This is a genomic window from Streptomyces sp. TLI_55, from assembly GCF_900206255.1.
In the GTDB taxonomy this organism is placed as follows: domain Bacteria; phylum Actinomycetota; class Actinomycetes; order Streptomycetales; family Streptomycetaceae; genus Streptomyces; species Streptomyces aquilus.
This window is the reverse complement of record NZ_OAOJ01000001.1, coordinates 3,860,106-3,885,252: the sequence shown is the minus strand read 5'-3', so window position 1 is coordinate 3,885,252 and position 25,147 is coordinate 3,860,106. Positions and strand designations below refer to the sequence as shown.

Sequence of the window (25,147 nt, the reverse complement as noted above, 5' to 3'; positions counted from 1 at the left end):
GTTTCGCTAGTCGGTGCGCTACATTCGTCTTGTACTCACGTACGAAACCGTGTCGTTCGGCGCGGGACGCCGGAGTGGGAGAGGGTGAGAAGCATGACTGAGGTCGCGACGGCGCGTCGCAGTCGGATCACGCCCGAGCGCGAGGCCGAGCTGTACGAGGCCGTGCTCGAACTGCTCCGCGAGGTCGGCTACGACGCCCTCACCATGGACGCCGTGGCCGCCCGGACCCGCTCCAGCAAGGCCACGCTCTACCGCCAGTGGGGCGGCAAGGCCGAGCTCGTCGCGAAGGCCGTCCGGCACACCAAGCCCGGCGGTGCCGGCAGCCTCGCCCACATCGACACCGGATCGCTCAGGGGCGACCTGCACGCCCTCACCCTGCGCTCGGACGACTGCCAGATGGAGCAGAACTCCGCGCTCATGCGAGGCCTCGCCATGGCGATCCACGGCAACCCGGATCTCCTGGCGGCGTTCAAGGAACACCTCATCGGGCCGGAGATGGCGGACTTCCGCACCATCGTGCAGCGCGCGATCGACCGCGGCGAGGTCCGCCCGGACAACCCCGCGATCGACTTCGTGATGCACATGATGATCGGCGGGTTCGCCGCCCGCTCGATGATCGACGAGCAGCCGCCCACCCAGGCCTTCCTGCTGTCGTACATCGACGCCGTGGTCCTCCCCGCCCTCGGCAACCAAGGCGACTGACCCCCTTCCCCAGCACCACCCTCACCTGACGTACCCGCTCAATGTCGTCGGGACGATCACCCCTGCCACCCACCGGGCTGATCACCCCTGTCCCTGAACCACCCCACGACCTGACCGGGAGTACGCCCACGTGGCCACTTTCCTGTACAAACTCGGCCGGCTCGCCTTCCGGCGACGGCATTTCGTCGCCCTGATCTGGGTCGCCCTGCTGACGCTCGCGGGCGTCGGCGCGGCCAGCGCCCCCGCCGCGGGCTCCTCCTCCTTCTCGATCCCCGGCACCGAGGCCCAGAAGGCCTTCGACCTGCTGGAACAGCGCTTCCCCGGAGCCAGCGCCGACGGCGCGACCGGACGCCTGGTCCTCAAGGCGCCCGCGGGCGAGAAGATGACCGACGCCGCCAACAAGGCCACCGTCGCCAAGACCGTGACCGCGCTGGGCGACGGCTCCGAGGTCGACTCCGTCACCGACCCCTACAAGAGCAACGCCGTCAGCAAGGACGGCACGGTCGCGTACATCTCGGTGAAGTACGACGCGCCCTCCATGGAGCTCAAGGACTCCACCCGGGACGCCCTGGAGGCGGCCGGGGACCAGGCCCGGGACACGGGGCTGACCGTCGAGGTCGGCGGTGACGCGCTGCAGGCCGGGGCCGAGCCGGGCGCCGCCGGCGAGGTCATCGGCCTCGCCATCGCCGCGGTCGTGCTGGTCATCACCCTCGGCTCGCTGGTCGCGGCCGGGCTGCCGCTGCTGACGGCCATCGTCGGCGTCGGCATCGGCGTCTCCACCATCACCGCCCTCGCCAAGACGCTCGACCTCGGCGACACCACCTCCACGCTCGCCCTGATGATCGGCCTCGCGGTCGGCATCGACTACGCCCTCTTCATCGTCTCCCGCTACCGCGGTGAGCTCGCCGAGGGCCGCGACCGCGAGGAGGCGGCCGGCCGGGCCACCGGTACAGCGGGCTCGGCGGTGGTCTTCGCCGGCCTCACGGTCGTCATCGCGCTGGCCGGACTGTCGGTGGTCGGTGTGCCGATGCTGAGCAAGATGGGCCTCGCGGCGGCGGGCACCGTCGTGATCGCCGTCCTCATCGCGCTGACCATGATCCCGGCGCTGCTCGGGTACGCGGGCCGGAAGATCCGGCCGGCGGGCGAGAAGCGCAAGAAGTCTTTGGAGACCCCCGGGAAGCCGAACCTCGGCACGCGCTGGGCGAGCTTCGTCATCCGTCGTCCGGCCGTCGTGCTCCTGCTCGGCGTCGTCGGCCTCGGCACGATCGCGCTGCCCGCCACCTCCCTGGAACTGGGCCTGCCCGACGACGGCTCGCAGCCGACGTCCACCACCCAGCGCCGCGCCTACGACCTGCTCTCCGAGGGCTTCGGCCCCGGCTTCAACGGCCCCCTGATGGTCGTCGGCGACGCCAAGGACAGCGCCGACCCGAAGGCCGCCGCCACCCAGGTCGCGGACCGGATCAAGGGCCTGGACGACGTCGTGACGGTGACGCCCGCGACGTTCAACAAGGCCGGGGACACCTTCACCATCACCGTGATCCCGGACTCCAAGCCCTCCTCCACCCAGACCGAGGACCTGGTCCACGCCATCCGGGACGCCGGAGCGGACGTCAAGGCCGGCACCGACACCGACGTCCTGGTCACCGGCACCACGGCCATGAACATCGACTTCTCGCAGAAGCTCACCGACGCGCTGATCCCGTACCTGGCGCTGGTGGTCGGCCTGGCCTTCCTGCTGCTGATCGTGGTCTTCCGCTCGATCCTGGTCCCGCTGAAGGCGGCCCTGGGCTTCCTGCTCTCCGTCCTCGCCGCGCTCGGCGCCGTCGTCGCGGTCTTCCAGTGGGGCTGGCTGGGCGGTCTGATCGGCGTCGAGGAGACCGGCCCGATCATGTCGATGATGCCGATCTTCATGGTCGGCGTGGTCTTCGGCCTCGCGATGGACTACGAGGTGTTCCTCGTGACCCGGATGCGGGAGGCGTACGTCCACGGCGAGTCCCCGAGCCAGGCCGTGGTGACCGGGTTCAAGCACAGCGCCCGGGTCGTGGTCGCCGCCGCGGTGATCATGATGGCCGTCTTCGGCGGCTTCATCAGCTCCAGCGAGTCGATGATCAAGATGATCGGCTTCGGCCTCGCCATCGCGGTGTTCTTCGACGCGTTCGTCGTCCGCATGGCGATCGTCCCGGCGGTGCTCGCCCTGCTCGGCAAGAAGGCCTGGTGGCTGCCGAAGTGGCTGGACCGCGCCCTGCCGAACGTGGACGTCGAGGGCGAGGGCCTGGCGGCGCTCGACGGCCCGAAGGACAGCGATCCGGACGAGGACCGGGAGTTGGTGCGGGTCTGAGGTCCCTGGGCTGAACCCACGGCCGTGGTGCGGTGCGCTGCACCACGGCCGTGGGCCAGGGCGATTGTCAGTGCCCCGGTCTAACGTGGCGGGCATGACCACACTTGCCGCACGACCCCGCACGGCCCTGCTCGTGATCGACGTCCAGAAGGGCGTCGTGGCCGAGGCCCACGAGCGCGACGCCGTCGTCGCCAACATCGCCGCGCTCGTCGACCGCGCCCGCGAGGCGGACGTCCCGGTGGTCTGGGTCCAGCACTCCGACGAGCACCTGGTGAAGGGCAGCGACGCCTGGGAGTACGCGCCGGAGCTGATACGCCGGGACACCGAGGCGCTCATCCACAAGAACTTCGGCGACTCCTTCGAGGAGACCGAGCTGGAGGACGTCCTCGCGGCGGCCGAAGCGGGCCATCTCGTGGTGACCGGGGCGTCGACCGACGCCTGCATCCGCTCCACCATCCACGGCGCGTTCGTCCGCGGCTACGACGTCACCCTCGTCGGCGACGCCCACACCACGGACGACAACAGCAAGTGGGGCGCCCCGCCCCCGGACCAGGTCATCGCCCACACCAACCTGTACTGGCAGTACCACTCGGCGCCGGGGCGGAAGGCGGCGGTGGCGGACACGAAGGACGTCACGTTCACGTGACGTTTCAGTGCCCGGCTTAACGGGTCGCCTGTGCCCTACACGCACCGCTAGCGTGCGGTGCATGACGACCACCGACAGCCCAGCGGGCACCGCGGACTCCGGCGCCCACCCCCTGTTCGCCGAGGCCCTGCGCGCGAAGGGGCTCGACGACCTCCACCGCCAGGTCCGCCGCTTCCCGGAGGCCACCCGGACCGCCGCCGAGGCCGCCGCGGCGATCGGCTGCGAGCTCAGCCAGATCTGCAAGTCGCTGATCTTCGCGGCCGACGGGGTGCCGGTGCTGGTGCTGATGGACGGCGCCTCCCGGGTCGACGTCGAGCTGGTGCGGAAGGAACTCGGCGCCGAGAAGGTGACGCGGGCCAAGGCGGACGTCGTAAGGGAGGCCACCGGGTACGCCATCGGGGGCGTGCCGCCCTTCGGGCACCGTACGACGACGCGGGTGCTGGCCGACCGGTCGCTGCTGGAGCACGACCTCGTGTGGGCCGCCGCCGGCCATCCGCACGCCGTGTTCCCCATCGCGCCCGAGGACCTCGTCGCGCACGCCGGCGCCACCCTCGTGGACGTGCGCGAGCACACCCCGTGACGCCGGTCGTCACCGCGGCGGTGCTGTGCGCCGCGGTCACGCACGCCAGCTGGAACGCCATCGCGCACAAGATCACCGACAAGCTCGTCGGGTTCACGCTCATCGCGGGCGGCGGGACGCTGATCGGGCTGCTCATGGTGCCGTTCGTGGCGATACCGGCGGCGGGGGCGTGGCCGTATCTTCTCGCCTCCGCCGTGATCCACGTCGTGTACTACATGCTGCTGATGACGTCCTTCCGGCTGGGGGACTTCGGGCAGGCGTACCCCATCGCCCGGGGCAGCGCGCCGCTGGTGGTCACCGTCCTCGCCGCCGTCTTCGCCCACGAGGTGCCGGACGGGTGGGCCGCCGCCGGGATCGGGGTGTCCTGCGCCGGGCTGACCGGCGTCGCGCTGTGGGGGCTGCGGGGGCGCCGGCCCGACTGGGCGGCGATCGGGGCCGCGTTGGCGACGGGGCTGTCCATCGCCGCGTACACCGTCGTCGACGGGCTCGGGGTACGGGCCTCCGGGTCGTCGCTCGGGTACATCGCCTGGCTGATGGCCATCGAGGGCGTGTGCGTACCGGCGTACGCGCTCTACCGCTGGCGCGGTCAACTGCTCGCGGAACTGCGCCCGTTCGCGGCGGTCGGGCTGCTCGGTGCCGCGCTGTCCGTCGCCGCGTACGGGCTCGTGCTGTGGGCGCAGACCAAGGCCGAGCTGGCGCCGATCGCCGCCCTGCGGGAGTCGTCGATCATCGTCGGCGCGGCCATCGGGGCGGTGTTCTTCAAGGAGCGGTTCGGGGCGCCGCGAATCGTGGCCGCCGGATTGCTGGTGACCGGGATCGGGCTCATGCTGCACGCTGGGTGACCGGCCGCTCACTGGTTAGTCTGTGCCCCCATGAGCGGCGTCTTCATCAACTACCGCAGGGGCCGGCACTCCGGTGTCGTCGACGACCTCGACGCGGCGCTCGCGCGGCACTTCGGCAGGGACCAGGTGTTCCTGGACCGGCCGTCCCTGCTGCCGGGACAGCGGTTCGCGGACGCGCTGGTGGAGCGGGTCGCGGACTGCGACGCGCTGATCGCCGTGCTCCACCCCGGGTGGGCGGCCGAACGGCACGCGGCCGGGGCGCAGCCCTTGTCGGAGGCGCGGCAGCTGTCCGATGCCCGGCATCCGTCCGGGGCGGGGCTGCTGGGCGATTCCGAGGCACGGCATCTGTCCGACGCGCAGCCCCTGCCCGAAGCGCAGCCCCTGTCCGACGCGCGGCCCCTGCCCGGCGCGCGGCCTCTGTCGGACGCGCGGCCCCTGCCCGACGCGCGGCTCCCGTCCAACGTGCGGCTCCCATCCGATGCCCGGCCTCCGTCCGAGGCGCCGCTCCCGTCCGAGGTGCCGCTCCTGTCCGAGGCGCCGCTCCCGGCCGGGGCGCGGCGGTTGGATGATCCGGAGGACTGGGTGCGGCGGGAGATCGAGTGGGCGCTGGCGGGTGGGAAGTTCGTCCTGCCGGTGCTGCTCGACGGCGCCGAGATGCCCACCGCGGCCGAACTGCCGGCCACGCTCCGGGCGCTCGCCGGCCTCAACGCGCCCCGGCTGCGCGCGGCGCACTGGACCGCCGACCTCGCCGTGGTGGTCGCCGCGCTGGAAGGCGTCGTCCGCCCGGAGTGGCGGCCCGTCGACCCTCCCGAGGAGCGCGCGGCACGGCCGGGCGGGCGGTGGCTCGCGGCGCTGACCGGAGCGGTGGCGGCCACGGTACTCGTCGGTGTGCCCCTGCTGCCGCAGGACGACGACTGGGTCGGCACCGGCGTCCTGCCGTACACCCTGACCGCCGCCCTGATGTGCTGCCTCCTGCTCTGCGCCCCGCTGATCGCGGTCGCCGCCGTGCGGATCGTACGGCGGTCCGTCGACGATCTGGAGCGCGAGCTGCACACCGTCCGGCACCGCACCTACATCCGCGGGACCTGGCCCGTCGGCGTCGGCCTCGTCCTGGTCGGGGTGTACGGCGCGCTCCGCGGCGACCTGGGCGTGGTGCGGGCGCTGGTCCTGCTGCTGGTGCTGGGCGTCGCGGTCGCCCGGGCGGCGGCCGCCGACATCCGGCTGCGCCGACGCGACGACGAGCTGTGGGCCCGCTGGCCGCACCGGCTGCCCGACCGCGTGAACCGGGCCGAACTGCGCCGCGCCGTCGCCCGGCTCCATCTGCGCCTCGACCGGATGACCGCCCCGCTCTCGCGCGAGCAGCGGGAGAAGGCCGACTGGGAGCTGGCCGACATCGCCGGGGCGGCGCGGCGGGTGGCGCGGGAGGCGGCCCGGACGCGCGGGCTCTGGCTGCGGCGGGACCATCCGTGGCTGTGCGCCCTCTACACGGTGTGGCTGGCACTGATCACCGCGCTGGCGGCCGCGTCGGCGCGGGCCTTCGCCGACGCCGGGGAGGGGACGGTCCGGCGGTACGTGACGCTGGGGGTGGTCGTCCTGCTCGGGGTGCTGCTCGCGCTCGGCACCCTGGAGATCGCGTACCGGTACCAGCGGCGGCAACGGCGGGAGCTGGTACGGCAGATCGACGGGTACCGCGAGTCGCTGGCCGCGCGCGTGGCCGGCATGAGCCTTCCCGCGCGCGTCAAGGCGACGGCGCCGGCACCGCGGCCCGAGCAGTACGCCGAGCCCGAATAGGAGGCACAGGAAGCAGCGGCCCGGGCGTCGTCCGCCGGGCCGACTGGTCGCGGTCGCCCCCGCGGGAGCACTCTGGAAGGAAGTTCTTCCGGAGGTGATCGACATGATGCGCACCACTGTGGGATGGCACGTCGAGATGGAGTTCATGGAGGACGACGAGCACACCCGGGCGGTGGCCATGGTCCGGCTGCCCGACGGCAGCGAGGTACGGGCCCACGGCCAGGCCAGCCGCCACCACACCGACTCCAACCAACCGCGGGTCGGCGAGGAGATCGCCGGGGCCCGCGCGCTCAACGAACTCGCCATGGAGTTGCTGACCAAGGCGCACGGCGAGATCGACGCGGCATCCGGGCGGACGTCCCACCCGATCCACGTGTAGCTACGCGCAGCTATACGGCTGCTCGCACCGCCCGCACCAGCGCCTGCGCCCGCGGATCCGCCGTGACCGTCTTGCGCAGGCCGTTGGTCACATAGCCGAAGGCGATGCCCGACTCCGGGTCGGCGAAGCCGAGGGATCCGCCGCGGCCGGGGTGGCCGAAGGAGCCCGGACCGAGGAACGGGGACGCGCTGCCGTGCAGCATGTAGCCGAGGCCGAAACGGGTGTTGACCACCAGCACCCGGTCCGGCCCCGCCGACTCCTCCGCGCGGGCGCGCTCCACCGTGTCCTGGGACAGCAGCCGCACCCCGTCCACCTCGCCGATCGTCGCCGCGTAGAAGCGGGCCAGACCGTCGGCCGTGGCGATCCCGTTGGTCGCGGGCAGGGCGCTCGCCCGGTAGGCCGGGTCGTTCTGGTCGGGGAAGGGAGTGATCGCGCCGAAGGCACGGTTGGTGAGGGAGCCGGGGTCCGCGTAGGCCTCGGTCACCGAACGCTTCGGGCGCATCCGCAGCGCGGCGGCGGCCTCCGGCGCGTCCACCGGGCCCACCCGCCCGGCCCGGTGCGCCTGCGCGTCCGGCAGGCCCAGCCACAGGTCCGCCCCGAGCGGCCCGGCGATCCGCTCGGCGATCCACTCACCCGTGCCGTGCCCCGTCACCCGCCGCACCAGCTCGTCCAGCAGCCAGCCGTACGTCAGCGCGTGATACCCGTGGTCGGTACCGGGCTCCCACACGGGTGCCCGCGCGGCCACGGCCGCCGGACCCTTCGACGGGTCCAGGGCCTCGGCGGGCGTGATCGGGTGGTCGAGGACGGGCAGCCCTGCCCGATGGTTGAGCACGTGCCGGACCAGCACCCGCTCCTTGCCGTGCGCCTTGAACTCCGGCCAGTACTCGCCGACCGGCGCGTCCAGGTCCAGCCACCCGCGCTCGGCCAGCATCAGGGGTACGGCGGCGGCGACACCCTTGGTCGCCGAGCGCACGATCTGGGCGGTGCCGCGCTGCCACGGCTCGGTGCCGTCGACGTCCTTCGTACCCGCCCACAGGTCGACGACCTTGTGCCCGTCCCGGTAGACGGCGACGGCCGCGCCCCGGTCCCCGAGCTGCTCGAAGTTCCGGACGAACGCGTCCCTGACCGGCTCGAAGCCCTCCGCGACTGTGCCGTTCACGTCCACGGCCGTACTCCTTAGCGTGCTGCTCGGTGCGGGGGGTGTCCCCACCTCAGCCAAGCAGGATCGTCACGTCGATGTTCCCGCGGGTCGCGTTCGAGTACGGGCACACCTCGTGGGCGGCGTCCACCAGCTTCGCCGCGAGGCCCGCGTCCAGGACCGGGAGGGAGACGCTCAGGGCGACGGCCAGGCCGTAGCCGCGGTGCTTGTTGGGGCCGATGCCTACCTTCGCGGCGACGGTGGAGCCGGTCAGGTCGTAGCCCTCGCGGTTGCCGACGAGGATCAGCGCGTTGTGGAAGCAGGAGCTGTAGCCGGCGGCGAAGAGCTGCTCGGGGTTGGTGCCGTTGCCGTCGCCGCCCAGCGCCGGAGGCATCGCGACCTTCAGCTCGATCTGCCCGTCCTGACTGGTGACGTAGCCGTCCCGGCCGCCGTGCGCGGTGGCCTCGGCGACGTACATGATCTTCGTCGGACGGGTGTCGACGGTGGCGGCGTCGGCGGTGGTGTCACTCATGGCTGGCCCCCCAGAACAAGTGCGCGCAAGTACATCGTGCACAAGGTACCGACCAGTAGGGAGGGCTAGGCCCACCGGGGGGTTGCAACCGTGGGTAACAGGGGGCCGGTGACGGCGCTCGGCCGTCAGTAGGGGCGCTCGGCCGCCGCGTGCGCCTTCTCTACGAGCTCCCACAACTCCTCGCGCAACCGCGCGACCCCCGCGGTGTCGAGCCCCGTCGTGGACAGGAGCGCGCCCGGGACGCGCGCCGCGCGCTCCCGCAGTTCCTCTCCGCGCCCCGTGCACGCGACGAGCACCGAGCGCTCGTCGTGGGCCGCGCGCTCCCGGCGCACCACCCCCGCGCTCTCCAGCCGCTTGAGCAACGGCGACACCGTGCCGTAGTCGAGCCGCAGCGCCGCCGCCAGCTCCTTCACCGTCGTCTCGCCGCGCTCCCAGAGCACGAGCAGCACCAGGTACTGCGGGTAGGTGAGACCGAGCTCCTCCAGCAGCGGGCGGTACGCGGCCGTCACGGCGCGCTGGGCGGCGTACAGCGCGAAACACAGTTGCTCGTCGAGGAGCAGTGAGCCGTCGACCGCCGTGGGGTCCTCGTTCGTCACGCGCCCATTGTCACGGACGGTCCGAGCCGGCGGACACCGAACGCGGGTCGAAGCCGAACGGCAGCTCCAGGCGGTGGGCGCGCATCAGGGCGTCGTCGGAGAGCAGCTCGGCCGTCTTGCCGTCGGCCGCGATGACGCCCTCGCTGAGGACGAGGGAGCGCGGGCACAGCTCCAGGGCGTACGGGAGGTCGTGCGTGACCATGAGAACGGTGACGTCCAGGGAGCGCAGGATGTCGGCGAGTTCGCGCCGGGAGGCGGGGTCGAGGTTGGAGGACGGCTCGTCCAGGACGAGGATCTCCGGCTCCATGGCGAGCACGGTCGCGACGGCGACCCGGCGGCGCTGGCCGAAGGAGAGATGGTGCGGCGGCCGCTCCTTGAACTCGGCCATGCCGACACGCGCCAGCGCGCGGTCCACGCGCGCTTCCAGTTCCGCGCCCTTCACGCCCGCGGCCGCCGGTCCGAACGCGACGTCCTCGCGCACGGTCGGCATGAACAGCTGATCGTCGGGGTCCTGGAAGACGATCCCGACCCGGCGCCGGATCTCCGCCATGTGCCGCTTGCCGACGGGCAGTCCGGCGACGTGCACGGTGCCGGTGCCGCCGGACAGGATGCCGTTGAGGTGGAGCACGAGGGTCGTCTTGCCGGCGCCGTTCGGCCCGAGCAGCGCGACCCGTTCGCCGCGCGCGATCGAGAAGTCCACGCCGAACAGGGCCTGATGCCCGTCGGGGTAGGCGAAGGCGAGGCCGGAGACCTCAAGAGACGCGGCCACAGCATCCGACCCGGTCACAGCGCCCGCCCCACTCACAGCATTCGCCCCACTCACAGCATCCATCCCAACATGCAGACGAGCAGAGCCGCACCCGGCAGCGCGAACGCGTACGTCCACTGCGCCCGGGACGCGGTCACCTCGTCGATGACCGGCATCGAACCGGCGTATCCCCGGCTCACCATGGCGAGGTGCACGCGCTCGCCGCGCTCGTAGGACCGGATGAAGAGGGCGCCCGCGGACTTGGCGAGCACCCCCCAGTGCTTCACGCCCCGGGCCTCGAAACCGCGCGACTCGCGGGCGATCCGCATGCGCCGCATCTCGTCCGTGATGACGTCGCCGTACCGGATCATGAAGGAGGCGATCTGCACGAGCAGCGGCGGCAGCTTCAGCCGCTGGAGTCCCAGGAGCAGTTCCCGCAGCTCGGTCGTGGAGGCCAGCAGCACGGAGGCGGCGACGCCGAGCGTGCCCTTGGCGAGCACGTTCCAGGCGCCCCACAGTCCGCTGACGCTCAGCGAGAGGTCCAGCACCTCGACCCGCTCGCCCTCCGCCACGAACGGCATGAGCACCGCGAACGCGACGAACGGCACCTCGATCAGCAGCCGCTTCAGCAGGAAGCCGGCGGGCACGCGCGCGACGTAGGCGACGACGCCCAGCAGGACGGCGTACAGCGCGAACGCCCACATCGCCTCGCGCGGGGTCGAGACGACGACCACCACGAAGCAGAACACCGCGGCGAGCTTGGTGTGCGGCGGCAGGGCGTGCACGGGGGAGTGCCCGTGCCGGTAGAGCCGGTGCGCGTGTCCGGCGCCCATCTCAGACGCCCGCGCTCACGGGCGAGGCGTCCTCGGCCGTACGCCGCCTGCGCACCGCCCAGAACACCGCGCTGCCCGCGACGACCGTGACGCCGACGCCGATCACGCCCGCGAGACCGCCGGAGAGCCGGGCGTCGTCGACGTCCTTGACGCCGTAGTCGGCGAGCGGGGAGTCGGAGGAGGCGTGCTTCTCGGTCTTCTGGTCGATGCCGTGGTCGGCGGCGACCTTCTCCAGGCCGTCGGGGCTGGCGGAGGCGTAGAAGCTGACGCCGCCCGCGAGGACGAGGGAGGTGATGAGGCCGGCCAGCCACACCTTGCGGTGCGAGCGGGCGGCGACGGGGACGGCCACCGGGTCGGGCGCGTCGACGAGTTCGCCGTCGACCCGCAGCTTGAGGCGCTGGCGCAGGTCACGGGCGCCGTAGACGAGGTCGGGGCGGACGGCGACGACGGCGCCGACGGTCAGCGCGGTGATCGTGGCCTCGCCGATGCCGATCAGGACGTGCACGCCGACCATCGCGGTGGTGACCTTGCCGATGGCGACATCGGTGGTGCCGCCGACCCAGTAGATCAGCGTGAAGGCGACGGCCGCGGCCGGCACGGACAGCAGCGCGGCGGCAAAGGAGGCCACGGTGATCGACCGGCGCCCCCGCGGCAGCACCTTCACCAGGGCGCGGAAGACGGCGTAGGCCACGACCGTCGTCACCACCGCCATGTCCGTGATGTTCACGCCGAGGGCGGTGAGCCCGCCGTCCGCGAAGAGGATGCCCTGCATGAGCAGCACCACGGAGACGCACAGCACGCCGGTGTAGGGGCCGACGAGGATCGCCGCGAGGGCGCCGCCCAGCAGGTGGCCGCTGGTGCCCGCGGCGACGGGGAAGTTGAGCATCTGCACGGCGAAGATGAACGCCGCCACGAGCCCCGCCAGCGGCGCGGTCCGCTCGTCGAGCTCGCGGCGCGCGCCGCGCAGGCTCACGGCGACGGCGGTCGCGGCGACCACTCCGGTCGCGGCGGAAACGGGGGCGTCTATGAATCCGTCAGGCACATGCACCGTTAGATGATGCGACTTAATGCGAACAAGTTGCAAGAGCGAGCTGGTTGTGGAGGGGGCGCCCGGGAGCGTGTTCCGGAAAATATGCGACATTGGAAGGGAAGCGGTCGCACAGCTTCCGCACAGGTCACTCAGCGTAAGGGGCCGAGCCGATGTCCGTAGTCGAACAGTACGCGCGAGCCCATATCGTCACGGACGCTGACATCACGGTCGCCGAACCGGAGGCCGTCCCCGTCGTCCTGCGCTACGACCCCGACGCCGACCCGCGCGCGGTGCGTGTCGGCCTGCCGGGCCCGCACGAGTGGACCTTCGAGCGGGCCCTCCTGGAACAGGGCCTGCGGGCGCCGGTCGAGGCCGGGGACGTCCGGGTGTGGCCGTGCGGACGGGTGCAGGCCGTGGTGGAGTTCCACTCCACCCAGGGCGTCTCTGTGGTGCAGTTCGAGTCCAAGGCCCTGCTCAGGTTCCTGCGCCGGACGTACACAGCCACTCCGGTGAGCAGCTAGCTAGCCGCCCATCTTCAGCAGCGCCGCCACGATCGGCCCCGCCGTGTCGCCGCCGTGCCCGCCCGCCTGGACGACGCCGGCCGCGGCGAGGTCATTGCGGTACGCGGTGAACCAGCCGTTGGGCTTCTTCTGGCCGTCGACCTCCGCCGAGCCGGTCTTGGCGCCGACCTTGCCGTAGACGCCCTGCATCGCCTCCGCCGCCGTGCCGTAGCCCGCCGTGTACGCCATCAGCTCGCGCAGCTGGCTCAGCGTGTCCGAGGACATCGTGCGCGAGGCCTTCGCGAGCGTGCGGCCGTCCACGTCCGGGGAGACCAGGTACGGCTGCCGGAAGACGCCCGACTCGACGGTCGCCGACACCGACGCCATGTTCAGCGGGTTCATGCGCACCCCGCCCTGGCCGATCAGCGAGGCCGCCATCTGGGCCTGCGACTGCACCGGCACCGAGCCGTCGAAGGTGGGCACGCCGACCGCCCAGTTGTTCATGGACAGACCGAAGACCTGCTGGGCCTGCTGGGTCAGCGAGTCGTTCTCCAGCTTCGGCGCCTGGCTGATGAAGGCGGTGTTGCAGGAGCGGGCGAAGCTCGCCTTGAAGGTGCCGCCCTTGATGGAGAACTTGTCGTCGTTCTGGAACTTCCAGCCGCCGTATGTCGAGTACTTCGGGCACGGATGCGGCTTGTCCGCCGACGCCAGCCCCTTCTCGATCAGCAGCGAGGACGTGACGACCTTCATCGTCGAGCCCGGCGCGAGGGAGCCCTGGAAGGCCACGTTGAAGCCCTTGTTGGCGTTCGCCACGGCGAGGATCTCGCCGGTCGACGGCCGCAGCACCACCACGGACGACTGCGCCCGCTTCGCGACCTGCGCCTCGGCCGCCGCCTGGAGGGCCGGGCTGAGCGTCGTCTTCACCGTCCCCGGCGTGCCCTTGCTCAGCTCCAGCAGGGTCTTGTCGGACAGCTTGTCCTTCTTCGACTCCTTGCCGCGCACCACCTGGAGCTCGACGCCCGCCTTGCCGCCGGCCTTCTTGCCGTACTTCTCGCGCAGCCCGTCGAGCACCGAGCCCAGCGACGGGTACTTCTCGGTGGTGATCTCGCCGCCGTCCCGGTCGACGGCCTTGACCGGCGGGTTCCCGGACTCGCCGGTGACCAGGGTGTCGCCGTCCTTCAGATCCGGGTGGACGACCGCGGCGTGCCAGTCGACCTGGGGCTTGCCGGTGGTGGTGTTCCGCACGACGGTGAGCGAACTGTCGTACGACAGCGGCTTCGACTTGCCCTTGTACGACACCGTCGCCTTCACCGCGAAGGGCATCTTGGCGCCGGTCGGGGTGCCGGGGGTGAGGGTGACGTCCTTGAGGTGGGCGTCCTTGGTGTACCCGGTGAGGAGCTCGGTGGCCGCCTCGGTGTCGCTGGTGACGGCGGCGGCCTGGGCGACCTTGCCCTGCTGCCAGGACGTCAGGAACGTCCGGCTCGCGGTGGTGACCTCGGTCGCGGACAGCGGGCCCGTCTTGACCTTCGGCTTGCTGTCGGCCGCCGTCGAGGACGTACCGTCCTCGGCCACCGCCCCGCCGCCGTACAGCACGTACCCGGCGAAGCCGGCGCCGCCGACGACCACGGCGACCATCCCGCCGATCACGGCGGGACGATGCGTCCTACGTCGCTCGGCGACGCGCCTTCTCTTGCCCACAGCCTTCGTTCCTCCGCGAAATCACCGGGGTCCCCGTTGCCCTTGTCCCTCACCTCAACGACGGCGACCAGCCTAGAGTCCCGTCCTGTGCGCGTGAGTTCAGTCTCCCGCCGCCAGCACGGCCCGCACGATCGGTCCGGCCGCGTCGACGCCGTGGCCGCCCTGCTCGGTCATCGCGGCCGCCGCCACATCATCGCGGAAGCCGGTGAACCAGCTGTTGGAGGTGGCGTTGCCGTCGACCTCCGCGGAGCCCGTCTTCGCGCCGATGTCGGCGCTGCCGAGGCCCCGCATGATGCCCGTCGCGGTGCCCGGCGCCTGCGTCGCCGTCATCCGCATCATCTGCTTCAGCTGGTAGACGGTGCTGGACCGCAGGCCCTCGGCGGTGGCCAGCTCGCGGTCGTCGAGCTTCGGCGAGACCAGGTACGGCTGGCGGAAGGCGCCGGTGATGGCGGTGGCCGTCACGGACGCCATGTTCAGCGGGTTCATGGTCACCTGGCCCTGCCCGATGGCGCCCGCCGCCCGGTCCGGGCCGCTGACGGCCGGGACGCTGCCGTCCTGGGAGGAGATGCCGGTCTTCCAGTTGTCGCGGCCGAGCCCGAACTTGTTCTGCGCCTCGGCCGTCAGCGACTCGTCGGTCAGCGGCTTCTCGTCGATCAGCTTGATGAAGGCCGTGTTGCAGGACCGCATGAAGCTGTTGGCGAGCGTGGCGTTCTCGTTCGGCTGCATGTCCTTGAGGTTGTGGAAGGTCTGCCCCTGCCAGACCGCTTCCGGCGGGCAGGGCGCCGGGCCGTTCATCGAGGTGACGCCGTTGTCGATGAGCATCGCCGCGGTGATGATCTTCATCGTGGAGCCGGGGGCTACCTTGCCCTCGAAGGCCGCGTTGAAGCCGTCGTCCCGGTGGTTGGCGACCGCGAGCACCTCGCCGGTGCTCGGCTTGACCGCGACCACCGAGGAGTTGTCGTACTGGGTCACCGCCTTCTCGGCGGCGGCCTGCGCGGCAGCGCTGATGGTCGTCTGCAGCCTGCCCGCCTTGCCCTTGGAGAGCGTGAGGAGCGAGGTGTCGGGGGCGCCGTCGGCGTCGTGGCGGACGTACAGCTCGACGCCCGGCGTGCCGCCCGCCCTGGGGCCGTACTTGTCGCGCAGGGCGTCCAGGATCGGGCCGAGGGAGGGGTACTTGTCCTTCGTCAGCACCTTGCCGCCCCGGTCCACGGCCTCGATGGGCGGCGTGGACGAGGAGCCGGTGACGAGATTGTCCTGGTCCGTCCGCAGCTCGGGGTGGACCACGGACGGCTTCCAGTCGACCAGCGGCTTCCCGGTGGTGAGGCCGCGCACCACGGTCAGGGAGCTCTTGTACGTCAGTGGCGCGGACTTGCCCTGGTACGCCACCTTCGCCCGCACGGTGAAGGGCACCGTGGTCCCCTTCGCGGTGCCGGGCGTGATCTTCACGGCGGTGATGTGCGCGTCCTCGGTGTAGGACGTCAGCAGCGTCTTCGCCGCCGCGTTGTTGTTGGTGAACTGCGCGGCGGCCGCCGCCGAGCCCTTCTCCCAGTCCGCGAAGAACTTCTCCGACGTCTCCTGGACCTCGTCGGCCTCGGGCGGCCCGGTCCTGGCCTCCGACCCGGAACCCCCGCCGCCGTTCAGCGCGGACACGATGTTGAACGCGCCGTACCCGGCCCCACCCACCATCACGGCGAACACGCTGCCGATGACGGTGGCCTTGACCCCCTTGTTCATGGAACTGAACCCCTCCCCGTTATCAGTCCTCCGCACCTTAAGTGGGCCGAGTGAAAACTGTGAGGGGTGTTTTCCTTTGTAGCCGAGTTGTTGACTAGACCCAGGTATCCAGCCACATCCGTGAACGCCAGTCGTCGATCGGGATGGCGGTCCCGGTGTACAGGGGCCAGAAGTAGATGAAGTTCCAGGCGATCAGCAGCACCAGCACGCCCGCCCCGGTCGCCCCCGCGACCCGCCGGGTGTCGCTCGCTCCCGGCGGTCCGACGAGCGCGCCGATCATCATCGCCACGGCCAGGCACAGGAACGGCAGGAAGACGACGGCGTAGAAGAAGAAGATCGTCCGCTCCTGGTACATGAACCAGGGCAGATAGCCGGCCGCGATGCCGCAGGCGATGGCGCCCGCGCGCCAGTCCCGGCGGAAGAACCAGCGCCACAGCACGTACAGCACCGCGAAAGCAGCCGCCCACCACAGCAGGGGGGTGCCGATCGCGAGGACCTCGCGCGCGCACTTCTCCGTCGCGTCGACCGGGCAGCCGTCCTTGCCGGCGGCCGGGGACTCGTAGAAGTACGACACCGGCCGGCCGTCGACGATCCAGCTCCACGGGTTGGACTGGTACGTGTGCGGAGAGGTGAGGCCCACATGGAACTCGTAGACCTGGTGCTCGTAGTGCCACAGGCTGCGCCACCAGTCCGGGAACAGCCAGGACCAGCTGCTGTCCTTGCCGTCGGTCGCGGCCCAGTTGCGGTAGTAGCCGCCGGTGCCGTCGGTCGGGGAGAGGATCCAGCCGAGCCAGGACAGCAGGTAGGTGGCGATCGCGACCGGGATCGTCGCCAGGAAGGTGAGGCCCAGGTCGTGCTTGAGGACGGCGACGTACGGGTGGCGGGCGCCGGCGACCTTGCGGGAGCCGACGTCCCACAGCACGGCCATGACGCAGAACGCGGCCATGATGTACAGGCCGTTCCACTTGGTGCCGATGGCCAGGCCCAGCATCAGGCCCGCCAGCCAGCGCCAGGGACGCCATCCGAACCGGGTGGTCTCCGCGACGTGCCGGTCCGGGCGGGCCTGGCCGTCCGCGTCGACCGGCAGCGCGGCGGCGAGTTTCTCGCGCGTCTTGTCCCGGTCGACGACCAGGCAGCCGAACGCGGCCAGCACGAAGAACATCAGCACGCCGTCGAGCAGCGAGGTGCGGGCCATCACGAACGCCAGCCCGTCCACCGCCATCAGCGCGCCCGCGAGGCAGCCGAGGAACGTCGAGCGGAAGATCCGGCGGCCGATCCGGCACAGCATCAGGACCGACAGCGTGCCCAGCAGCGCGGTCATGAACCGCCAGCCGTACGGGTTGAAGCCGAACATCAGCTCGCCGAGCCCGATGACGTACTTGCCGACCGGCGGATGCACCACATAGGCCGCGTCGCCGGGGATCCTGACCTTGCTGCCGATGTCGAGGATGACGTCGTTGGCGTTCTTGTCCCAGGACACCTCGAAGCCGCGGTGGACGATCGCCCACGCGTCCTTCGCGTAGTACGTCTCGTCGAATATCACCGCCTTGGGGCTGCCCAGGTGCCAGAACCGGATCCAGCCCGCCAGGAACGTGACGAGCAGCGGCCCGCCCCACGCCGACCAGCCCACGAAGTAGTCGGCCACCGGCTTGCGGATGCCGAGCGCTGCCCACATGCGCGGGTTGGGCCGGGTGTACGGCGGCACCAGCCGGTCCCGGACATCGCTTCTCGGCGCGGCCGAGTAGCCGAAACGGCGCAGCCGCTGCTGCCAGGACGGCCGCTGGTCCTGCGGCGTCTGGTCCTGCCGGGTGTCCGTGGAGTCCATGGACGACGCTGTACTGGTCACCGCGCCATCGTAGGGAACACGTCTGTGGGAGTCCCGTGCATGGGCCCTGCGAGGATGGAAACGTGACAGGAACCCTTGTTTTGGCAGGCACCCCCATCGGTGACATCGCGGACGCCCCGCCCCGGCTGGCCGCGGAACTGGCCGCCGCGGACGTGGTCGCCGCCGAGGACACCCGACGGCTGCGGCGCCTCACCCAGGCGCTCGGCGTCACCCCCAAGGGGCGTGTCGTGTCGTACTTCGAGGGCAACGAGGCCGCCCGCACGCCCGAGCTCGTCGAGGAACTCGTCGGCGGCGCCCGCGTGCTGCTGGTGACGGACGCCGGCATGCCCTCCGTGTCGGACCCCGGCTACCGGCTGGTCGCCGCCTGCGTGGAGAAGGACGTCCGCGTCACCGCCGTCCCCGGTCCGTCCGCCGTGCTGACCGCGCTCGCGCTGTCCGGGCTGCCCGTCGACCGGTTCTGCTTCGAGGGGTTCCTGCCCAGGAAGGCCGGCGAGCGGCTGTCGCGGCTGCGGGAGGTCGCCGAGGAGCGGCGCACCCTCGTCTACTTCGAGGCCCCGCACCGGCTCGACGACACCCTCGCCGCGATGGCCTCCGTCTTCGGCGAGGAGCGGCGGGCGGCCGTCTGCCGCGAGCTGACCAAGACGTACGAGGAGGTCAAGCGCGGTCCGCTGGGGGAGCTGGCGGCGTGGGCCGCGGAGGGCGTGCGCGGGGAGATCACCGTGGTCGTGGAGGGGGCGCCCGAGCGGGGCGCGCAGGACGTGAGCGCGGAGGAGCTCGTGCGCCGGGTGCGCGTGCGCGAGGAGGCCGGCGAGCGCCGCAAGGAGGCGATCGCAGCGGTGGCGGTGGAGGCCGGGCTGCCCAAGCGGGAGGTGTTCGACGCCGTTGTCGCGGCGAAGAACGCGGGTGCGTGACAGCGCAGGCGTATGCCCTCTGAGCAGGGCGCATGTCGTTTGAGCGAGCGCCCCACGGCTGAGTAAAGGGCGGCGGTCGAAAGCAAAGCCCAGCCCCCTGCGGCAGGGCCGTTTTGGCAAGGAAGGTCCAAATCGGATCCAACAGTCGACAGGGCTGATGCATTCGCGTCGGCGGAAGCGTCCACTGGTCGAAGGGACGCACCCGTCCCGGTGTCCAGCGGACCAGAGGAGCTGGCATGAGCGAGATCGCAGGGCAGTCCGCCGCACTGCGCAGTGGCGCCACCGCCGTCGTCCACGAGTCGTACTCCTTCGCCTGCATGCGCTGCGGGCACGGCTGGGAGCAGTCGTACGAGATAGAGCACCACACCGACGCCGACGGCCACGAGTTCGTCATCTACGTCGCGAACCAGCAGGTCGTGCCGTCGCCGCTGTCCCGGCCCACGTGCCAGAACTGCGACGGCCACGTCGTGCGCATCATGCGGCCGGGCCAGGTCTCCTCGGTGCTCGACGCGGCGCACCGGCATCAGCACCGGGCGCCGCAGGCCGGCCCCGTGGAGGTGCCGGAGGTGCCCGCGCAGGCCAAGGAGCGCCACCACTGGCAGCTGTCCGATCTCCTGCACCCGTTCCACCACCGCAAGGCGAGCTGAGCTCCGCCGGTCCGGGTCGGCATGCCCCTTTCGTAGGATCGGGGCATGCCTTCGAACTCCTCCGCAGCGTCCGACAAGAACGCGGCACCGCCGCTCCCGGAGCCCCTGCGGGTACCGGTCGCCGACTCCCACACCCACCTCGACATGCAGTCCGGGACGGTGGAGGAGGCGCTCGCGAAGGCCGCGTCGGTGGGCGTGACCACGGTGGTGCAGGTCGGCTGCGACATCAAGGGCTCGCAGTGGGCCGCGAAGACGGCCGCCGCGTTCGACAGCGTCCACGCGACCGTCGCCCTGCACCCCAACGAGGCGCCGCGCATCGTGCACGGCGACCCCGACGGCTGGTCCCGGCAGGGCGCCCGGCAGCCGGGGGGCGCGCAGGCGCTCGACGAGGCGCTCGCCGAGATCGACCGCCTGGCCGCACTCCCCCAGGTCAAGGGCGTCGGCGAGACCGGCCTCGACTACTTCCGCACCGGCCCCGAGGGCAAGGAGGCGCAGGAGCGCTCCTTCCGCGCCCACATCGAGATCGCCAAGCGGCACGGCAAGGCCCTCGTCATCCACGACCGCGACGCCCACGAGGACGTCCTGCGCGTGCTGAAGGAGGAGGGCGCGCCGGAGCGGACGGTGTTCCACTGCTACTCCGGGGACGCGGAGATGGCCGAGGTGTGCGCGCGGGAGGGCTACTTCATGTCCTTCGCCGGCAACGTCACCTTCAAGAACGCCCAGAACCTGCGGGACGCGGTGGCGGTGGCCCCGCTGGAGCTGCTCCTCGTCGAGACCGACGCGCCGTTCCTGACGCCGGTGCCGTACCGCGGACGGCCCAACGCGCCCTATCTGATCCCGGTCACGGTGCGCGCGCTGGCCGCGGTCCGCGGCATCGACGAGGACGCCCTGGCCACGGCTCTCGCCGTCAACACGGCACGCGCGTTCGGCTACTGAACACCACGCTGAGTACTCGCGTCGCTTTGGAGAGTGACGGCCGCTCCGCTAGGTTCTGGGTCTCTCTGGACCCTGGAGCGTGTCGGCGTGAGCAACTCCCAGTACCAGACGTACGAGCCGTACGGCGCGGCCTACGACCCGCACAGCGCGGAGACGCTGGCGTACGGCGTGCAGACGGCGCCGACGCCGCCGATGCCGGTGGCGTACGACGACACGGTGCCGGTCGCTTACGACGACACGGTGCCGGTCGCTTACGACGACACGGTGCCGGTCGTGTACGAGGGCGCGGTGCCTGTCGCGTACGAGGACACGTACCGGCCCGCCTACGACCTGCCCGGCGCACCCGCGCCCGCGGCGGCGCCCGAGCCCGCCCCGCGCGCCGGAGCGAGTAGACGGGCCGCGCGCCGGCGGAAGATGCGGGGCGCCGAGCGCGCGGACAGCACCATGCGCCGGCTGCTGCCGCAGGCGCTGGTCGTCGCGTTCCTCGCGGGCGGGACCACCGCGTTCGTCGCCAAGGACAAGGCGATCGAGCTGAACGTCGACGGCAAGCCGCGCACCCTGCACACCTTCGCGGACGACGTGACCGAACTGCTCGCCGAGGAAGGCGTCGACGTGGGGGCGCACGACGTGGTCGCGCCCGCCCCCGGGACGGCGCTCAGCAGCGGCGACGAGATCGCCGTGCACTACGGGCGCCCCCTCCGGCTCACGATCGACGGGCAGCGGCGCGAGGTGTGGACGACGGCGCACACGGTGGAAGGGGCGCTCAAACAGTTCGGGGTGCGCGCGGAGGGCGCGTATCTGTCGGCCGCGCGCTCCCAGCGCATCGGGCGCGAGGGGCTCGCGCTGGACGTGCGCACCGAGCGCGCGGTCACCGTCATGGCCGACGGGCGGTCCCGGACCGTGCGCACCAACGCGGCGACCGTGCGGGAGGTGATCGAGGAGGCCGGCATCACGCTGCGCGGGCAGGACACCACGTCGGTGGCGCCGGGGAGCTTCCCGCGTGACGGGCAGACGGTGACCGTGCTGCGGATCACCGGCACCAAGGAGGTCCGCGAGGAGACGATCCCGTTCCGGGTCGAGCGCCGTGAGGACGCCTCGCTGTTCAAGGGCACGGAGGTCGTCGAGCAGGCCGGACGGGAAGGGGTGCGGCAGGTCACGTACTCCCTGCGCACCGTCAACGGCGTCAGGCAGAAGCCGCGGCGGATCAGGACCGAGGTGGTGCGCGAGCCGCGGGCGCAGGTGGTGAAGGTGGGGACCAAGCCGCTGCCGACGTCCGTGCAGGGGGCGGACGGGCTGAACTGGCAGGGCCTCGCGGCGTGCGAGTCCGGGGGCCGGCCGAGCGCGGTGGACCCCTCGGGGACGTACGGCGGGCTGTACCAGTTCGACACCCGCACCTGGCAGAGCCTCGGCGGCAGCGGCCGCCCCCAGGACGCCCCGGCGGCGGAGCAGACGTTCCGGGCGAAGAAGCTGTACGTACGGCGGGGAGCGAGCCCCTGGCCGCACTGCGGGCGGCGGCTGCACGGCTGACGGTCGCGGTGCGGGGTGGCGGATGCGTGGCCGGCGGTCGCGGTGCGCGGCCGAGCGGTGTCGGGACCGGCGCAGCCGCCCCCGTACCCTTGTCCCGTGACCAGCAGCCCCACCCCCGACGCCCTCCTCGGCCCCGCCGACATCCGTGAGCTCGCGGCTGTCCTCGGCGTGCGGCCGACCAAGCAGCGCGGACAGAACTTCGTCATCGACGCGAACACGGTCCGCCGGATCGTCCGCACCGCCGGCGTACGGCCGGACGACGTGGTCGTCGAGGTCGGGCCGGGGCTCGGGTCGCTCACGCTCGCGCTGCTTGAGGTCGCCGAGCGCGTCACGGCGGTCGAGATCGACGACGTGCTGGCGTCCGCCCTGCCCGCCACCATCGCCGCGCGCATGCCGCAGCGGGCCGAGCGGTTCGCGCTGGTGCACTCCGACGCGATGCACGTCGAGGAACTGCCGGGGCCGCCCCCGACCGCGCTGGTCGCGAACCTGCCGTACAACGTCGCCGTGCCCGTGCTGCTGCACATGCTCGACACCTTTCCGAGCATCGAGCGCACCCTCGTGATGGTGCAGGCCGAGGTCGCCGACCGGCTCGCCGCCGGACCCGGCTCCCGGGTCTACGGGGTGCCGTCCGTGAAGGCCAACTGGTACGCCGAGGTCAAGCGGGCCGGCTCCATCGGACGCAACGTCTTCTGGCCCGCGCCCAACGTCGACAGCGGGCTCGTTTCGCTGGTGCGGCGGGCCGAGCCGATCAAGACCAGCGCCTCCAAGCGTGAGGTCTTCGCCGTCGTGGACGCCGCGTTCGCGCAGCGCCGCAAGACCCTGCGGGCCGCGCTGGCCGGCTGGGCGGGGTCCGCGGCGGCTGCCGAGGCCACCCTCGTCGCCGCCGGAGTCTCGCCGCAGGCACGCGGGGAGTCGCTGACGGTGGAGGAGTTCGCGCGGATCGCGGAAAACCGAGTCGCGGACCCGGAAAACCGTGTCGAGGGCGCGGAGAGCCGTGTCGCGGACGCGGAGAACCGTGTCGAGGACGCGGAGAGCCGAGTCGGGGGCGCGGAAAACCGTGCCGAGGACAACGAGGAGTCCGGTCAGCAGTGAGTGTCACCGTCCGTGTTCCCGCCAAGGTCAACGTCCAGCTCGCCGTCGGGGCCGCGCGTCCCGACGGGTTCCACGACCTCGCCAACGTCTTCCTCGCCGTCGGGCTGTACGACGAGGTCACGGTCACGCCCGCCGAGGAGCTGAGCGTCACCTGCGAGGGCCCGGACGCCGCCCTCGTCCCCCTCGACCGGACGAACCTCGCCGCGCGGGCCGCGCTGATCCTCGCCGAGCGCCGCGGCATCGAGCCCGCCGTGCACCTCCACATCGCCAAGGACATCCCGGTCGCCGGCGGCATGGCGGGCGGGAGCGCGGACGGCGCCGGTGCGCTGCTCGCCTGCGACGCGCTGTGGGGCACGCACGCCTCCCGTGAGGAACTCCTCGACATCTGCGCCGAGTTGGGCAGCGACGTGCCGTTCAGCCTGGTCGGCGGGGCGGCGCTCGGGACCGGGCGGGGGGAGAAGCTGACGGCGCTCGACGTCGGCGGGACCTTCCACTGGGTGTTCGCGATGGCCGAGCGCGGGCTGTCCACCCCGGCGGTGTTCCGGGAGTTCGACCGGCTCACGGAGCACGCGGACGTGCCCGAGCCCGTCGCCTCCGAGCCGCTGCTCGACGCGCTCGCCGCGGGCGATTCCGACGCGCTCGCCGCCGCCGTCTCCAACGACCTCCAGCCCGCGGCCCTTTCCCTCTTCCCGGAGCTCGCCGACACGCTCGCCGCGGGCCGCACCGCCGGTGCGCTCGCCGCGCTGGTGTCGGGGTCGGGGCCGACGACGGCGTTCCTCGCGCGCGATCCGCGGTCCGCGGCGAAGGTGGCCGGGGCGCTGCGCACGTCCGGTACGTGCCGTTCTGTGCGGGTGGCGTCGGGACCCGCGCCGGGCGCGACCGTGGTGTCCGAAAACTGACCTCCGGTCAAAGCCTCCCGGCGATCCCCCTAACCTCCTCAGACCCTTCACCGTCTCGTGGTTGACTGCATAAACATGCAGGCCAGGTGTTAGGTACGCCACATTATTTCAATGTTCAAGAATGCGCTCCATGGCCCTTTTTCGCACCCTCTGGCCGTTGAATACGACTGACATGATTCGGCCAACTCCGGTCCCCCCTACCGGTGGTACTTCGTGTGCGCGGCGCCCCCAGTCCGCGCCACGGGCGAGAGGAAATCTCCCATGGGCCACATGGATCACTTCAGTGCCGGCTGGGTCACCCCCGTCCTTTCCTATGTCATGGCGTGCGTCGGCTCGGCGCTCGGACTCCGCTGCACCGTCAGAGCGCTCGAAGCGGACGGCGCCTCGAAACGGAACTGGCTGACGCTCGCCTCCGTCGCCATCGGCTCGGGCATCTGGACGATGCACTTCATCGCGATGCTCGGCTTCAGCGTCGAGGGCACGCCGATCCGCTACGACATCCCGCTCACCGTCCTCAGCCTGCTGATGTCCATCGGCGTGGTCGCGGCCGGCGTCTTCACGGCCGGGTACGGCAAGTCCCGTGTCGCCTCGGTGGCGTTCGGCGGTCTCGGCACGGGAGTGGGGGTGGCCGCGATGCACTACACCGGCATGGCCGCGCTCAATCTGCACGGCCAGGTCGACTACGACCCCGCGCTCGTCATCGCGTCCGTCGTGATCGCGGTCGTCGCGGCGACCGCGGCGCTGACGCTCACGCTGATTGTGCGTGGCGGTGTGCTGGCCGCTCTTGCCGCGCTGGTCATGGGACTTGCCGTGAGCAGCATGCACTACACCGCGATGTTCGCCGTGAGCATTCAACTCTCGCCCAGCAGCGCGGGGTTGGCCGGCGCAACGCCGACCGAGTTCATCTTTCCGCTGGCCGTGGTGCTGGGGTCGTTTCTTTTTCTCGCCGCTGCGTACGTCGCGTTGTCGCCGACCGGGAAGCGGCATGAGTCGGCTGTTGCCGCGGAGATTCTTCGTGAGGTTGAGCTGGCCACTGCGTAGGTGCGCCTGCTGATCTGCCGCGCCATGTGGTGTGGCGTGTGCGGGTCCGGTGTGGCTTGTCGCGCCCACGCGGCGGAGCCGCAAATCGGCACAGCCCCGCGCCCCTTGGGGGCGTTGTACGCATCTGAACCACCAAATCGAGGCACTCTCATGCGCGTTCT

The 25,147-nt window shown here is 71.7% G+C and carries 24 protein-coding genes; 15 read left to right on the top strand and 9 right to left on the bottom strand.

Annotated elements, in window-relative coordinates; genetic code table 11:
* Positions 1–93: 93 nt before the first annotated feature.
* From CRP56_RS17860 to CRP56_RS17830, 7 genes are all read left to right on the top strand, one after another.
* Positions 94–702 (top strand): TetR/AcrR family transcriptional regulator, encoded by a 609-nt coding sequence (locus CRP56_RS17860; protein ID WP_097265229.1) that lies wholly within the window; start codon positions 94–96, stop codon positions 700–702.
* 130 nt (positions 703–832) lie between these two features.
* Positions 833–3,040, top strand: coding sequence for an MMPL family transporter (locus tag CRP56_RS17855; RefSeq protein WP_097265227.1), 2,208 nt, complete (start codon positions 833–835; stop codon positions 3,038–3,040).
* Between the two features lie 94 nt (positions 3,041–3,134).
* Positions 3,135–3,686, top strand: coding sequence for an isochorismatase family protein (locus tag CRP56_RS17850; protein ID WP_097265226.1), 552 nt, complete (start codon positions 3,135–3,137; stop codon positions 3,684–3,686).
* 61 nt (positions 3,687–3,747) lie between these two features.
* Entirely contained in the window at positions 3,748–4,266 is a 519-nt protein-coding gene (locus tag CRP56_RS17845; RefSeq protein ID WP_097265224.1) for a YbaK/EbsC family protein, read from the top strand.
* Positions 4,263–5,108, top strand: a complete 846-nt coding sequence (locus CRP56_RS17840; RefSeq protein ID WP_097265222.1) for a DMT family transporter — start codon at positions 4,263–4,265, stop codon at positions 5,106–5,108. The genes CRP56_RS17845 and CRP56_RS17840 overlap by 4 nt, the downstream gene beginning before the upstream one ends.
* Positions 5,109–5,138: 30 nt before the next feature.
* On the top strand, positions 5,139–6,899 hold the full coding sequence (locus CRP56_RS17835; protein ID WP_097265220.1) for a TIR domain-containing protein: 1,761 nt from the start codon (positions 5,139–5,141) through the stop codon (positions 6,897–6,899).
* A 103-nt stretch (positions 6,900–7,002) separates the two neighbouring features.
* Positions 7,003–7,278, top strand: coding sequence for a DUF1876 domain-containing protein (locus tag CRP56_RS17830; protein ID WP_097274174.1), 276 nt, complete (start codon positions 7,003–7,005; stop codon positions 7,276–7,278).
* A gap of 10 nt (positions 7,279–7,288) precedes the next feature.
* Here CRP56_RS17830 and CRP56_RS17825 read toward each other — a convergent pair whose 3' ends face one another.
* The 6 genes from CRP56_RS17825 to CRP56_RS17800 form a co-directional block, all read right to left on the bottom strand.
* Positions 7,289–8,443, bottom strand: coding sequence for a serine hydrolase domain-containing protein (locus tag CRP56_RS17825; protein ID WP_097265218.1), 1,155 nt, complete (start codon positions 8,441–8,443; stop codon positions 7,289–7,291).
* A gap of 46 nt (positions 8,444–8,489) precedes the next feature.
* Positions 8,490–8,948, bottom strand: a complete 459-nt coding sequence (locus CRP56_RS17820; RefSeq protein ID WP_097265216.1) for an organic hydroperoxide resistance protein — start codon at positions 8,946–8,948, stop codon at positions 8,490–8,492.
* Positions 8,949–9,073: 125 nt separating this feature from the next.
* Complete coding sequence (locus CRP56_RS17815; protein ID WP_097265214.1) at positions 9,074–9,544, bottom strand: MarR family winged helix-turn-helix transcriptional regulator; 471 nt, start codon at positions 9,542–9,544, stop codon at positions 9,074–9,076.
* A 10-nt stretch (positions 9,545–9,554) separates the two neighbouring features.
* Positions 9,555–10,376 (bottom strand): energy-coupling factor ABC transporter ATP-binding protein, encoded by an 822-nt coding sequence (locus CRP56_RS17810; RefSeq protein ID WP_373559651.1) that lies wholly within the window; start codon positions 10,374–10,376, stop codon positions 9,555–9,557.
* Positions 10,364–11,125 (bottom strand): cobalt ECF transporter T component CbiQ, encoded by a 762-nt coding sequence (cbiQ, locus tag CRP56_RS17805; protein ID WP_097265209.1) that lies wholly within the window; start codon positions 11,123–11,125, stop codon positions 10,364–10,366. Before cbiQ ends, CRP56_RS17810 begins: the two co-directional genes overlap by 13 nt.
* Position 11,126: 1 nt before the next feature.
* The gene (locus CRP56_RS17800) at positions 11,127–12,173 is read right to left on the bottom strand and encodes an energy-coupling factor ABC transporter permease (protein WP_097265207.1); all 1,047 of its coding nucleotides are present in this window, start codon (positions 12,171–12,173) and stop codon (positions 11,127–11,129) included.
* A gap of 152 nt (positions 12,174–12,325) precedes the next feature.
* Here CRP56_RS17800 and CRP56_RS17795 point away from each other — a divergent pair, with 152 nt between their 5' ends.
* Positions 12,326–12,676, top strand: a complete 351-nt coding sequence (locus tag CRP56_RS17795; protein ID WP_097265205.1) for an SsgA family sporulation/cell division regulator — start codon at positions 12,326–12,328, stop codon at positions 12,674–12,676.
* On the opposite strand, the gene CRP56_RS17790 is transcribed toward CRP56_RS17795, so the two are convergent.
* The 3 genes from CRP56_RS17790 to CRP56_RS17780 form a co-directional block, all read right to left on the bottom strand.
* On the bottom strand, positions 12,677–14,353 hold the full coding sequence (locus CRP56_RS17790) for a penicillin-binding transpeptidase domain-containing protein (RefSeq protein ID WP_097265204.1): 1,677 nt from the start codon (positions 14,351–14,353) through the stop codon (positions 12,677–12,679).
* A gap of 99 nt (positions 14,354–14,452) precedes the next feature.
* Entirely contained in the window at positions 14,453–16,087 is a 1,635-nt protein-coding gene (locus CRP56_RS17785) for a penicillin-binding transpeptidase domain-containing protein (protein ID WP_097265202.1), read from the bottom strand.
* Between the two features lie 94 nt (positions 16,088–16,181).
* Positions 16,182–17,933 (bottom strand): dolichyl-phosphate-mannose--protein mannosyltransferase, encoded by a 1,752-nt coding sequence (locus CRP56_RS17780; protein ID WP_179851048.1) that lies wholly within the window; start codon positions 17,931–17,933, stop codon positions 16,182–16,184.
* A 62-nt stretch (positions 17,934–17,995) separates the two neighbouring features.
* On the opposite strand from CRP56_RS17780, the gene rsmI reads away from it, so the two are divergent.
* The 7 genes from rsmI (at position 17,996) to CRP56_RS17745 (ending at position 24,986) form a co-directional block, all read left to right on the top strand.
* Entirely contained in the window at positions 17,996–18,844 is an 849-nt protein-coding gene (gene rsmI, locus CRP56_RS17775; protein WP_097265198.1) for a 16S rRNA (cytidine(1402)-2'-O)-methyltransferase, read from the top strand.
* Between the two features lie 236 nt (positions 18,845–19,080).
* Positions 19,081–19,491 carry a hypothetical protein gene (locus CRP56_RS17770; RefSeq protein ID WP_097265196.1) on the top strand — a complete coding sequence of 137 codons (411 nt, stop codon included), beginning with the start codon at positions 19,081–19,083 and terminating at the stop codon, positions 19,489–19,491.
* A gap of 45 nt (positions 19,492–19,536) precedes the next feature.
* The gene (locus CRP56_RS17765) at positions 19,537–20,427 is read left to right on the top strand and encodes a TatD family hydrolase (RefSeq protein WP_097265194.1); all 891 of its coding nucleotides are present in this window, start codon (positions 19,537–19,539) and stop codon (positions 20,425–20,427) included.
* An 87-nt stretch (positions 20,428–20,514) separates the two neighbouring features.
* Positions 20,515–21,954 (top strand): resuscitation-promoting factor, encoded by a 1,440-nt coding sequence (locus CRP56_RS17760; protein WP_097265193.1) that lies wholly within the window; start codon positions 20,515–20,517, stop codon positions 21,952–21,954.
* A 96-nt stretch (positions 21,955–22,050) separates the two neighbouring features.
* Positions 22,051–23,046, top strand: a complete 996-nt coding sequence (gene rsmA / locus CRP56_RS17755) for a 16S rRNA (adenine(1518)-N(6)/adenine(1519)-N(6))-dimethyltransferase RsmA (RefSeq protein WP_257040812.1) — start codon at positions 22,051–22,053, stop codon at positions 23,044–23,046.
* Entirely contained in the window at positions 23,043–23,945 is a 903-nt protein-coding gene (locus tag CRP56_RS17750; protein ID WP_097265190.1) for a 4-(cytidine 5'-diphospho)-2-C-methyl-D-erythritol kinase, read from the top strand. Before rsmA ends, CRP56_RS17750 begins: the two co-directional genes overlap by 4 nt.
* A gap of 261 nt (positions 23,946–24,206) precedes the next feature.
* On the top strand, positions 24,207–24,986 hold the full coding sequence (locus tag CRP56_RS17745) for an MHYT domain-containing protein (protein WP_097265188.1): 780 nt from the start codon (positions 24,207–24,209) through the stop codon (positions 24,984–24,986).
* The last annotated feature ends 161 nt before the right edge of the window (positions 24,987–25,147 follow it).